The sequence below is a fragment of the Bacillus sp. M13(2017) genome, assembly GCF_002218325.1.
GTDB lineage: Bacteria > Bacillota > Bacilli > Bacillales > Bacillaceae_G > Bacillus_A > Bacillus_A thuringiensis_K.
In genome coordinates this window covers 163335-176295 of record NZ_KZ268502.1, presented here as the reverse complement: position 1 = coordinate 176295, position 12961 = coordinate 163335, and the positions used below count along the sequence as shown (strand labels likewise).

The window sequence follows — 12961 nt, the reverse complement described above, 5'->3', positions numbered from 1 at the left end:
GCCGCTTTATTTCTCTACCTTTTTAAAGAATTGCGGAAGATACTCTTTATGTGCTTCCAACATTTCATCTAAAATTTGTTTTGCAACTTTATCTGATGGTACAAGTGGATTAATTGTCATAGCAAGCAGCGCCTTATGATAATCCCCTGTAACAGCAGCTTCAATTGTTGTGCGCTCGAATGATTTAATTTGTTGTACTAAACCGCGAACTGGTACTGGAAGATCTCCAACTGCAATTGGTTTTGGGCCTTCTTTCGTAATAATACAGTTCACTTCAACAGCTGAATCATGTGGTAAGCTTGCAATTGTTCCGTTGTTTCGTGTATTAACAGGCTGGATATCACCTTTATTATTGTAGATAGACGTAATTAAGCTACATGCTGCATCACTATAATAAGCTCCGCCACGTTTTTCTAATTGTGGTGGTTTAATATCTAAGTTCGGGTCTTTATATAACTCGAATAAATCATTTTCTAATTGTTTTACTACTTCTGCACGTGTACCTTTTTCAATTGAAGCTTCTTTCTCTTCTTCTAACATTTCACGTGTTTTGTAGTAGTAACGATGGTATGGACATGGAATTGCACGAAGGCCACGAATAAAGTCTGGTTCCCAGTTAAGCGCTGCGATATTTTCCATCGTAATTTGCTTTTCTGGATCTGTCACAAGCTCTAACACACGATCCATTACACTTACGCCATCTAAGTATACATCTAGTCCGTATACCATATGATTTAAACCTGCGAAATCAACGTGAACACGACTCGCATCTACTTCAAGTAACTTTGCAAGACCCATACGGATTCCGATTGGAACGTTACATAGACCAACTACTCTTTGAATATTTGTATAACGAAGAACAGCTTCTGTTACCATACCAGCTGGGTTTGCAAAGTTAATTAACCATGCATTCGGACAAAGCTCCTCCATATCCTTACAAATATCTAAAATAACAGGAATCGTTCTCAGCGCTTTGAATAAACCACCAGGACCATTCGTTTCCTGACCGATTACATCATATTTTAATGGGATTGCTTCATCTTTTGCACGTGCTTCTAATAAACCAACACGAAGCTGCGTCGTTACGAAATCAGCATCCTTTAATGCCTCGCGGCGATCAAGCGTTAAATGTACCTCGATTGGTAAACCAGATTTTTTTACCATACGTTTCGCTAAGTTACCAACGATTTCTAACTTTTCTTTTCCTGCCTCAATATCTACTAACCAAATTTCACGAACAGGAAGCTCATCATAACGCTTAATAAATCCTTCAATTAACTCTGGTGTATAACTAGATCCACCGCCGATTGTAGCAATTTTAATTCCAGTCATGCTTTATTCCCCTTTCGCTTCTAACTTTTTATAAAGATCGATAAACTCTGCCGCTAATTCTTTTACTGTAATCGCATTCATTAAATGATCTTGTGCGTGAATTAAGAGAACACTAACCGCTGTTTTTTCTCCTCTTGCTTCTGATTGTATGAGCTCTGTTTGGAAATGATGCGCTTCATTGATCGCTTCTTTCGCCTTTACCATCGCTTCATCAGCCTCTGCCATTTTCCCCTGTTTGGCAAATTGAATTGCCTCCATTGCAAAGCTGCGTGCGTTACCACTATTTAAAATCAATTGGAATGGAATTTGTTCTGCTGTAGTCATCATAATTACCGTCCTCTCTATAAGGTTCAACCGATTGAAATACCCCTTCAGTTTGAACATTTCTATTAAATTATTATTTTATGAATGATAGTTTGGTGTTCTTGTAGATGAGTATCATCTTTTTGAACATGATATAAAGGTAATTGTTCTCACAGATCATGTTGTCTGTGAGAACAATTATTATGTTACATAGGTACAGAGTTGTTATTTCCTTGTGCTGCTGCTTTTTCAGTACGAACGACTGAACGGTCACATAACACAACGAATGGATAATAGATTACCATCGCAATTACAAAGTTGAATAACTGTAGAATTGCACCTGAAAGATGTCCACCTGTTACAAGATAACCACTAATAATTGGTGGTGTTGCCCATGGAATCATCGCAACTGTTTTTGGTACCCAGCCAATAGATATAGCTGTATAAGAAGTAATTACCAAGACAATTGGTGTTATGATAAACGGTAAGAATAAAACTGGATTTAAAATAATTGGTGTACCGAATATTACCGGTTCGTTAATATTGAATGCACCTGGTCCAATTGATAAGCGAGATACACCGCGTAATTGTGCACTTTTTGCTACAAGTAATACAACTACTAAAAACGCTAATGTTGCACCAGAACCACCAAGATATACGAAAGTATCAAAGAATGGTTTTGTAACAATGTTTGGAACATCAAATGCAGATGTGCCACCTTGGAATAACTTCATATTTTTCTCTAATGCCGGTAAGTATAACGGCTCAATAATACCACCAACGATATTTGGACCATGTAAACCGAAGAACCAAAGAAGATGAACAAGGAGTACAATGACAATTGCACTTGGTAATGTCCCTGCTAAACTTTGCAGTGGTGATTGAATCGTATTAAAGATAAATTCATGAACACTTGTACCAGCTAATTTCACTGCTAATTGAATACCTGCAACTACTGTTAAAATAACAAATGCTGGAACTATAGCTGCGAAAGATCTTAAAACTGCTGGTGGTACTCCATCAGGCATTTTAAAAGTAATGTTTCTTTGTACAAAGAAACGGAATACTTCAGTAACAAGGAGTGCCACAATAATTGCTACGAATAGCCCTTGTGCACCTGTCCAAGCTAAGTTCAATCCGCCTTCTTTCGGTGTTGTTGGCGTAAGAATAATTAACGCACCAAATGAAATAATACCTGCTGACAAACCATCAACGCCGTAAGATTTTGCTAAGTTATAACTTGTTGTAAATGCTATGATTAGTGCTAGAATCGCGAAAGAACCAGTCCACATTCCACCGCCAACTTGTTTCCACGTTTCACCAAACAAACCTTTCATGAAATCTTGGAAAGCTTCAGATGGAAAACCATTAATTAGTGATGCCAGTGCACCAACTAAAATAAGTGGCATAACTGCAATAAATCCGTCACGGATCGCAGCTAAGTGACGTTGCGATCCGATTTTACCAGCGACAGGAACGATATATTTCTCCATGAATGCAATAAACTTTTGCATTTCGCTTCCCCCCTAATTATTTTTTTAGTGTTAATGCGTGATCTAAAACTGCTTCTCCATTCATCATGCCGTAGTGCATTGGATTGATAACGTCGATTCCAACGTTTTTCTCGTCAGCAAGCGTTTTCATTGAAGAGAGCATGTAACGAACTTGTGGTCCTAGTAATAACACATCTGCTTGGTCGATATTGTTTTTTACTGCATCCCCAGATACAGCCCAAATCTTTCCTTCTAAACCGCGAGCTTTTGCAGCCGCTTCCATTTTTGTAACTAGTAAACTTGTAGACATCCCTGCTGAGCAACATAATAAAATATTCATTTGAAAATCCCCCTTGTGTAGTATAAAAAATTTATGTTTTATTTATTTTTCTTTACGCTATTTATTAATGCAATTAGCGTGCCAACTTTTTAAAAGCACTAAAATCAGTGCTTTTTCGAGCATTTTCTTTGTGTGTTAACGCTTTCAATTAGTGTGTCGTCTAAAAAACACACAGTGTGTTATAAAACAACACGCTTTTAACACATAACTGTATGAAAATAGATTAGTGTTTAGTTGTCTAGTTGTGTTTAAAACAAAAAAACACTAAAAAAATTTTTTTAGCGTGAAAATCTATTAAAAAAACTCCTCTATCTATTGTCCAAGCAAACTCTACTAAATTACATAGAATAGAATAAAATAACACAATTCGAAAGGGGATTCCTATGCCAAAACATAGAAAACAAAGCAAAATAAAGATTTATAGAATAACAAGCTATAAAAAAGACAAGCGTTCTGAATTAGACTCTAACAAATTTGAACTAGAACAGCAGGAGGTAGAAAATAAGCAGGACAAGCAGGACAAACAAGATAATCAAGTACAATCGGAAAATGTAGTCATAGTACCCACAGATTCACACAACTTAGATATATGGGATGAAATTTCTCTAAAGGAAATACAAGCTGGTGAACATACAAATTTATTTGTGGAACAAAGTAATTATCAAAATATTAATTTGTTACAAGTTAGCGATATCCGTTTATATTTGGACAAGCAACTACAATTCAGTTCCGTCGATGAGCAAATTTATCATGAAGCACTTGTACATCCAATTATGTCAAAAGTAATTGATCCAAAACGTGTTCTCATATTAGGCGGTGGCGATGGTCTTGCCCTGCGAGAAGTTTTAAAATATGAAACTGTACTACATGTAGACCTTGTTGACTTAGATGGATCGATGATTGATATGGCTCGTAATGTTCCTGAATTAGTTTCTTTAAACAAAAGTGCATTTTTTGATAATCGTGTAAATACACACGTATGTGATGCAAAAGAATTTTTAAGCTCTCCTTCCTCTTTATACGATGTAATCATTATTGATTTCCCAGACCCAGCGACAGAGTTGTTAAGTACTTTATATACAAGCGAACTTTTTGCTCGTATAGCTACATTCTTAACAGAAGACGGCGCGTTCGTCTGCCAATCTAATTCACCCGCTGATGCACCACTAGTATATTGGAGTATTGGTAAAACAATTGAACATGCGGGATTAACTGTGAAAAGTTATCATACAATCGTTCCTTCTTTCGGAACTGACTGGGGATTTCATATTGCCACTAATTCTGCCTATGTACTCGATCAAATTGAGCAATTATACGTAGTACCAACTCCTCGAACATTGCCTTCTCTTCTTTTTCCTTTATTTCAATTTAAAGAAGAACATCTAGAACAACGTAACCTCGCTCTTTTAAATTCAGAATCAAATCTTATCTTACACCAATGTTACAAAAAGGAAATGGAGTTTTGACGATATCACAGGAAGGAGTGCTACCTTATGAAATATTCTACTTTCGGTAAGCATATAATAGTAGATTTGTGGGGAGTGGATTTTTCCCTATTAGATGATATGTACTTTTTAGAACATCATTTAGTTAACGCTGCTGATCAATCTGGTGCCCACGTTTTAAACGTAAGTACAAAAGAATTTGATCCGCATGGTGTTACTATTTTAGTTTTACTATCAGAAAGCCACCTTTCTATTCACACTTATCCAGAAAAAAACTTTGCAGCCATCGACTGTTATACTTGCGGTACGACCGTTGAACCGCAAATAGCGATTGATTATATCGTAAGTATATTAAAACCAAATGAGATGCATATAAAAAAACTAATTCGTGGTATAGGAGAGATTGTAAATACTGATTAAATACCGCTCTTATTCATTTGTAAAAAGGAGGAGTGTAAATACCATCAGTGGAACGAACATTCCACTGATGGTACAGACACATACATAAAGTGAAACTTTAATTAGTGGGGGTTTTGTTCATCTCCCACTAATTATTAGTTGAACCAATCGGGCCTTTACGGACAGTTAAGCTCCCTCCTAACTTCCTTGCTCCAGCCACATTTTGAGGTGGGAGTTTTACTGCCCGTTAATGCGGGATAAAAAAACCTTGCATACGCAAGGTTCATTCAGTCACTGACATCTTCCTATATAATTCTACAAATTCACTCGCTAATTCCTTCACCGTAATCGCATTCATTAAATGATCTTGCGCATGCACCATCAGAAGGGTAACTTCCGTCTTTTCACCACCAGCTTCTTTCTGTATGAGCTCCGTTTGTACACGGTGCGCCTCTTTTAATTCCTCTAGTGCTTCTTGTAATTTAGCTTCAGCTTCTGTAAACTCCCCACGCTTCGCACAATCAATTGCTTCCATTGAACAACTTCTCGCGTTTCCCCCATGCAAGATTAAATGAAAAGCTTTCGTCTCTATCGTATCCATTGTAGTTCTTTACTCCCCCTTTTCTTCCGCCAGTTTTTGTTTATCCCATATTTTTAAGAACGGTAAATAAATGAAGAATGCTAGCGCAAAGTTAACAAGTTGTAAAATAACACCTGAAATTTTCCCGCCCGATCCTAAATATCCACTAAAAAGAATAGGTGTCGTCCAAGGTACAGCGGCCCCACTTGGACGTGCGACCCATCCCCATTCCATTGCAAAGTAAGAAACAATTGTTAACACAACTGGAACTAATATAAATGGAATTAGTAAAAGTGGGTTCATTACAATCGGCATACCAAAAGTTACCATCTCATTAATATTAAATATACCAGGTGCAATTGACAATCTCCCTAAACTTTTTAATTGTTGACTTCGTGCAAATAGTAACATTCCGACAACTAGAGCAAGCGTTGCACCAGAACCGCCCATATAAATCCATAAATCAAAAAACTGTGCCGTAATCGTATTTGGTACATCTTGCCCAGCTTGAAAAGCCACTCGGTTTTGATCCATTAACGATAACCAAACGGGGCTCATTACACCACCAACAATAGTAGCACCATGAATTCCACACGACCAAAGAACATGAACGAGAATAACTGCTATTATTGCGCCCCAAAGACTAGCACCAAGTACACTAAGTGGCTCCTGTAAAATTTGTCCTACAATATTATGGATACTGCCAAAAGAAGTATTTTCTATAATTAAGCGTAAAATCCAAATAACTGTTACAACAATAAATCCTGGAACAAGTGCCGCAAATGAACGCGTGACAGCTGGTGGAACTGTCTCTGGCATCTTTATAATTATCTTTTTTTGTACAATAAATCGATAAAGTTCAGTAGATATAAGTGCAATAATCATTGCTACAAATAACCCTTGGCTTCCCATTAATACAGCTGGGATAGCGCCTTCTACAAGTACACTCTCTTTTGTACTTGGTATAATATATGCAACTTGGAATGGAGTCGCAAGTAAAAACGTCACAAGCGACAATGCCCCGGATGCTAAAGCATCCACTTTATAATACTCTCCAAGCCTGTAAGCGATTCCAAAAACAGCTATTAAAGCCATTATATTAAAAGTTGCACTAACTGGATAGCCTAAAGCTCTCTGCCAATTCTCCCCAAACAAACCTGCCATAAACTCGTTATATCCCGGTATCGGTAGCGCACTAATAATAAGGAAAAATGATCCAATAATTAAGAACGGCATCGTTAAAATAATTCCATCTCGAATCGCTTGTAAATGCCTCTGCTCTGCAACCTTCCCCGCTATCGGCATCACATACTTCTCTAAAAACCGTATCATCTATCCCACTCTCCTCATGGTTTCATTGACAAAGCTGCTTGCAAGATAGCTTCTCCATTACAAAGTCCGTAATGAACGGATTGAATGACATCAACAGGTATCCCTTTATCCTTACATAATTCTTGCATCTTCGGTAATAAATAACGTACTTGTCGTCCAAGTAAAAGTACATCGGCTTTATCAATATGGCTATTTACTTCAGAACCTGATACAGCCCAAATCTTTACCTCTATTCCTCTTGCCTCTGCTGCTTTCTCCATCTTTGTAACAATCAAACTGGAAGACATTCCCGCTGCACAGCAAAGCAAAATATTCATTCCGCTTCCCTCCCCCTTTTATTAAGCCTAAGTTATGGTGCATCCCTTGCCACCACTAGTTTACAAATATATATGTCTAGATTTCCTGCTGTATGCCGAGCTTAAAAACAAAAATTTCTTGGTTTTCACGCTATTCCATTTATCCGTATTCTCCTAGTAAAGAGGACTCTAACTCGCTATAATGATTCAGTATGAATTTTTTTAATTGATAGGAGGATATATTTATGAAGGCATATCGCTTTCCACTTATTTTATTATCTTCTATCCTAATTGGTGGTTTCATTGGTTATTTCATGGGTGCCGATGCAGTTGCTTTAAAGCCGCTTGGTGATATTTTCTTAAACTTAATGTTTACGATTGTTGTACCTTTAGTGTTCTTTAGCATCGCATCGTCTATTGCTAATATGGATGGATTAAAACGTTTCGGTAAAATTATGTCTAGTATGGCTGGGACTTTCTTATTTACAAGTATTTTAGCTGCTATTTTTATGATTATTGTCGTGAAAGTATTCCCGCCAGCACAAGGTGTTGTACTAGAACTAACACAACCTGACAAAGCCGGCAAAGCTGTTAGTGTTGCAGATCAAATCGTCGGTATTTTAACAGTATCTGACTTCTCTAAGTTACTATCTCGTGAAAATATGTTAGCTCTTATTTTCTTCTCTATCTTAATGGGGATTGCAACTTCAGCAGTTGGCGAAAAAGGAAAGCCATTCGCTACATTCCTACAAGCTGGTGCAGAAATTTCAATGAAAGTTGTATCTTTCATTATGTATTACGCTCCAATCGGACTTGCTGCTTACTTCGCAGCATTAGTTGGTGAATTCGGACCACAACTTCTTGGAACTTACTTCCGAGCAGCAATGGTATACTATCCTGCTTCTCTAATTTATTTCTTTGTATTCTTCACATTCTATGCATACCTTGCAGGTCGCAAGCAAGGTGTACAAGTATTTTGGAAGAACATGGTCTCTCCTACAGTTACATCACTTGCAACTTGTAGTAGTGCCGCAAGTATTCCAGCAAACTTAGAAGCAACAAAGAAAATGGGTATTTCTTCAGACGTTCGTGAAACAGTTGTCCTTCTTGGTTCTACTCTTCATAAAGATGGCTCTGTTTTAGGCGGCGTATTAAAAATCGCTTTCTTATTCGGTATTTTCAACATGGAATTTGAAGGACCGAAAACATTAGCAATCGCACTCGTTGTTTCTTTATTAGTAGGAACAGTAATGGGTGCTATTCCAGGCGGCGGTATGATCGGTGAAATGTTAATCGTATCTCTATACGGTTTCCCGCCAGAAGCATTGCCAATTATTGCAGCAATTAGTACAATTATTGATCCTCCTGCAACGATGTTAAACGTAACAGCAGATAACGCTTGTGCCGTAATGACAGCTCGCCTTGTAGAAGGTAAGAATTGGATCAAAAACAAATTTGCTTAATAGATAGAAAGAGGATGCTCATTTTGAGTATCCTCTTTTTGTCGTTATTTGTTGATAAGTCGATATCCCTTGTCGAAACGTCGATATATTGAAAAAATCGTTGATATATTTGAAGTTATGAACGATATATCCAAAAAATCGTCGATATAATCCATTCCGCCACAAATTTGTTATAATCTTCACAAATATTCCACACTCATTATCCATTCTCCGTACTATAATCATGTATGGAAAAGGAGTTGGACATAATGACACAAAGCGCACCAGAATTTAAAGTTTTGCAAAGCATTGCATTCCTTGCTGTCGTTTTGCAAAGTTCGTTATTATATACAATGAATCAAGGAAATGTCTTACTTGAGCAATCTCTCATTATGGGCATGCTATTTAATCTTGCAAAATTCTCAGCACCTGCATTCATATTTATCGTTGGATTTCATTTAATTCGTCACTATACAAAGCAATTAGTATACAAAGAATATATTTCTGAAAAAGCCGCACATTTACTCATTCCTTATTTCTTCTGGTCTATTCTTTACTTATTAACAACAAACGATATGATCACATTACAAGGCGGAATAAAAAGTGTATTACTCGGAACAGCCGCACCCCATCTTTGGTACGTAATTATGATGTTCCAAATTCACTTATTGTTCCCTTTGCTGTGCACACTATTTTATTGGTTTCAAAAACGAACAGAAAATAAAAAAGACATATATAAATATATGACCATCTTTGCTTGCCTATATTTCCTCTTAATGTGGTATTCTTCGCACTACATTTTTAATGGAGAGAAATTGACTAGCTCAACCATTTTACATTATACAGATCGTTCCTTCTTCTTCTACTCGTTCTATTTCGTCATGGGAGGAATCGCTGCTGTAGCACTAAAAACGTGGCGGCTATTCGTCATGAAACATATCCCGCTTATCACAATATTATTTTTCATCTTATTTTTATTCATCAATTATGAGTTGTTTAGTTTTTACGGAGCAAACTCTATTCATTTAACTGTTTCTACCTATTTAAAACCATCTATGTTTTTATATATCGTATGCGAAATTATCATACTGTATGTGTTATCTATTATGATAGTACAGCGTCGTGGTTTCTTATATAAAACGTTACGTTTCATTGGAAATTACACGTATGGTGCTTATTTAGCTCATTTATTCTTCTTGCAACTATGCACAAAACTTCTTTCCTTATTCACGCTGCAAGAAAATACTATATTATATAGCCTATTACTATTTGTATTAACGGCCATTACCTCTATTTCAACAATGGTCATTTGTAGTACAATACCATTTCACACTTGGATTACAGGTCCTTCTCCTACAACTAAGATGAAATGGACGAAGGTTGTATTCCGAAAAAATCATAGAAAACTATTCAAACCATATATTTGATATAATAATACGGATATAAAAAAGAAAGCGAGAGACACCTATGATTAATCAAGTTGGACAAATTATGCTATATGTAAATGACCAAGACGAAACAGTACAATTTTGGATAGAAAAAGTAGGATTCCAAATCATTGCGGATGAAAATAACGGAAACGGATTCCGCTGGATTGAAATTGCGCCGGCGAAAGAAGCAGGAACAAGCATCGTCCTTCACGATAAAGCGTTAATTGCGAAGATGCAACCTGAATTAAACTTAGGTACTCCTTCACTTATGTTCTTCTCTAATAACTTAGATCAACTGTATAAAGATCTTTCTGAGAAAAATGTCACAGTTGGACAGATTGTAGATTTACCTACTGGCAGAGCATTTAACTTTGCTGATAATGAAAATAATTACTTTGCAGTAATGGAACGTAAATAAAAAAGAAGCTATCCGAAAAAATCGGATAGCTTCTTTCATTTTAAGAAACTTGTTCTGCATTCGTTTCTCTATGCTGTATATGACTCGTGACCCAAGCAATGCCACCGGCAACAACGAGATAACATAACAATATTAAAATTTGCATTTGTAATTGCGACCAATCTCCTAAAGAGATAACATCTTGTAATCCTCTAAGAGAATGGGACATTGGGAGAAACTGTCCAATTTTGCTAAGAACAGCTATGTTTAATTCTCCTGGGAAAGTACCTCCGCTCGTCGCTAATTGCAGGACAAGAAGCGTTACCGCTAAGAACTTTCCAACAAGACCAAATACTGTGACTAACATAAGAATAAATGTCATGAACGTAAAGGAAATCACAATACTTGATAAAACAAAAAGTGGCACACTTGCGACTTCTAATTTCATAACACCTAGCACAACTACATCTACGAGTAGCGCTTGAATAAGTCCAATTAAATATACCAATCCTAGTTTATTAATAAAATGTACGGTTCCACTTACCTTCATATTTTGTCTGCGGCCAAGCGGTAAAATATTCGATGCCATAATTCCGCCAACATAAAATGCAAGTGATAAGAAATATGGTGCAATGCCTGAACCGTAGTTAGGAACGTCAGAAACTGTTGACTTCACTAACTGAACTGGCTCTGAGAACATCGTATTGCGTGCATCATCATTACGAACATCCGCTATCTTCTCTGCGCCCTCTCCTAATTTCGTAGAAAGTTCTTTCGCACCATCGTCAAGTTTAACAAGTCCGTTCGTTAACTGATTCGCACCATGATTCAGCTCTGTTCCGCCACTCGCAAGTTGATTTACACCTTCTTGTAATGATGTAAATCCATTTCCCCACTTCGTAAATCCATCAGCCAAATTCGATGCACCATCTGCTATCTTTTTCGTTCCAGCAGTAGCTTCATTTAACTTAACTCCGAATGTATTCATACCTTCTTCAATCTTATGTTGACCGTCAGTAAGCTTCTTCGCACCTTGTGTCAATTGTTGTTGGCTATTATTTAAAGTACTTGTTGCTTTAGCTAGTCCATTAGACGTAGCAACAATTTTTTGAAAAGCGGGATCTTGCTGCACTTCTGGATGATTTTTCACGTACTCTTCTAATTGTTGTTTTATACTATTAGCCGCACCATCCGCTTTTACTTGGCCTTCAGCAAGCTTCTCACTTCCGCTCACCCATTCATTTGTACCAGCACTTAATTCACTAACTCCTGATTGTAACGTTTTTTCACCTTGTGCTAATAACTCCATACCACTATGAAGTGATGTCGCTCCTTGACTCAGCTCATTTGCTCCCCCCGTTAAGGCAGATTGACTGGATGCAAGTTTTTCACTTCCTTCTTTCAATTTCGATGTCCCACTACTTAAACGATCAATACCATCCGCAAGCTGATTCGCTCCATTTTTTGCATCGGTCGTTCCTTCATGTAACTTCTCAGCACCATTACTTGCATCACTCAATCCTTGTGCCAAATCTTGAAACTTTGAAAAGACGCCTTCTGTATAAGATTTCGTAATACTGTTTGAGATTTTTGTTTTCATATTTTCAACAGCTGTCGTTCCAATTTGAGCCGCTACAAAGTTTTTCCCTGGATTTACTTTGTACTGCAACGTTGCCGGCTCTGGTTTCTCATCCATAAGTGTACTTACCTTTTTAGAGAAATCTTCCGGAATCGTAACAACCATATAATATTTATCTTCTTTTAACCCTTCATCAGCATTTTTTCCTGATACGAAATGAAAAGCCAATTCCTTATTCTCTTTTAAATTTTTAACAAAATCGTCTCCTGCATGAATTGTTTTTTCATCCATCACAGCACCCTTATCTAAATTCACAACCGCAACAGGTAATTTATCTAATTTTCCATACGGATCCCAATATCCAGCCAAGAAGAATCCTGAATAAATTAACGGAACGATTAATAAAAAAATTAAAGCGATACGTCCATGTTTATGGTGCCACATCGCTTTCCAATCTTTAAATATAAGTTGAATTCCTTTCATGAAACATACTCCTTCTCCTAATTTCACACCATTACAATGGTTTAACAGATTTACTATACACGTCACTTTCCATACTGTATAATACATCTTTAATTATCAATTCATTCCTT

Annotated in this window: 13 protein-coding genes; 5 read left to right on the top strand and 8 right to left on the bottom strand. The window is 36.9% G+C overall.

Annotated elements, in window-relative coordinates; all coding sequences use genetic code 11:
- Positions 1-6: 6 nt before the first annotated feature.
- From celF to CGQ22_RS09955, 4 genes are all read right to left on the bottom strand, one after another.
- Entirely contained in the window at positions 7-1332 is a 1326-nt protein-coding gene (gene celF, locus CGQ22_RS09970) for a 6-phospho-beta-glucosidase (RefSeq protein ID WP_000145747.1), read from the bottom strand.
- A gap of 3 nt (positions 1333-1335) precedes the next feature.
- Positions 1336-1659: a PTS lactose/cellobiose transporter subunit IIA gene (locus tag CGQ22_RS09965; protein WP_000989046.1), complete on the bottom strand. Its 324-nt coding sequence runs from the start codon at positions 1657-1659 to the stop codon at positions 1336-1338.
- Between the two features lie 182 nt (positions 1660-1841).
- The gene (gene celB / locus CGQ22_RS09960) at positions 1842-3149 is read right to left on the bottom strand and encodes a PTS cellobiose transporter subunit IIC (protein WP_001168822.1); all 1308 of its coding nucleotides are present in this window, start codon (positions 3147-3149) and stop codon (positions 1842-1844) included.
- Between the two features lie 16 nt (positions 3150-3165).
- A complete protein-coding gene (locus CGQ22_RS09955) occupies positions 3166-3468 on the bottom strand; it encodes a PTS sugar transporter subunit IIB (RefSeq protein WP_001023563.1) in 303 nt (100 codons plus the stop codon).
- A gap of 383 nt (positions 3469-3851) precedes the next feature.
- Here CGQ22_RS09955 and CGQ22_RS09950 point away from each other — a divergent pair, with 383 nt between their 5' ends.
- Positions 3852-4934: a polyamine aminopropyltransferase gene (locus tag CGQ22_RS09950; protein ID WP_089148628.1), complete on the top strand. Its 1083-nt coding sequence runs from the start codon at positions 3852-3854 to the stop codon at positions 4932-4934.
- A gap of 27 nt (positions 4935-4961) precedes the next feature.
- Entirely contained in the window at positions 4962-5333 is a 372-nt protein-coding gene (gene speD / locus CGQ22_RS09945) for an adenosylmethionine decarboxylase (protein WP_089148627.1), read from the top strand.
- A gap of 262 nt (positions 5334-5595) precedes the next feature.
- Here speD and CGQ22_RS09940 read toward each other — a convergent pair whose 3' ends face one another.
- The 3 genes from CGQ22_RS09940 to CGQ22_RS09930 are packed head-to-tail and all read right to left on the bottom strand — an operon-like array spanning position 5596 to position 7541.
- On the bottom strand, positions 5596-5913 hold the full coding sequence (locus tag CGQ22_RS09940) for a PTS sugar transporter subunit IIA (protein ID WP_000379647.1): 318 nt from the start codon (positions 5911-5913) through the stop codon (positions 5596-5598).
- 9 nt (positions 5914-5922) lie between these two features.
- Positions 5923-7224, bottom strand: a complete 1302-nt coding sequence (celB, locus tag CGQ22_RS09935; protein WP_000617768.1) for a PTS cellobiose transporter subunit IIC — start codon at positions 7222-7224, stop codon at positions 5923-5925.
- 14 nt (positions 7225-7238) lie between these two features.
- Entirely contained in the window at positions 7239-7541 is a 303-nt protein-coding gene (locus CGQ22_RS09930) for a PTS sugar transporter subunit IIB (RefSeq protein WP_089148626.1), read from the bottom strand.
- Between the two features lie 224 nt (positions 7542-7765).
- On the opposite strand from CGQ22_RS09930, the gene CGQ22_RS09925 reads away from it, so the two are divergent.
- The 3 genes from CGQ22_RS09925 (at position 7766) to CGQ22_RS09915 (ending at position 10810) form a co-directional block, all read left to right on the top strand.
- Entirely contained in the window at positions 7766-8983 is a 1218-nt protein-coding gene (locus tag CGQ22_RS09925; RefSeq protein ID WP_000649376.1) for a dicarboxylate/amino acid:cation symporter, read from the top strand.
- Positions 8984-9231: 248 nt separating this feature from the next.
- On the top strand, positions 9232-10389 hold the full coding sequence (locus CGQ22_RS09920) for an acyltransferase (protein ID WP_000194298.1): 1158 nt from the start codon (positions 9232-9234) through the stop codon (positions 10387-10389).
- Positions 10390-10429: 40 nt separating this feature from the next.
- Complete coding sequence (locus CGQ22_RS09915) at positions 10430-10810, top strand: VOC family protein (RefSeq protein ID WP_000610153.1); 381 nt, start codon at positions 10430-10432, stop codon at positions 10808-10810.
- 40 nt (positions 10811-10850) lie between these two features.
- On the opposite strand, the gene CGQ22_RS09910 is transcribed toward CGQ22_RS09915, so the two are convergent.
- Positions 10851-12851, bottom strand: coding sequence for a YhgE/Pip domain-containing protein (locus CGQ22_RS09910; RefSeq protein WP_061884762.1), 2001 nt, complete (start codon positions 12849-12851; stop codon positions 10851-10853).
- Positions 12852-12961 lie beyond the last annotated feature (110 nt).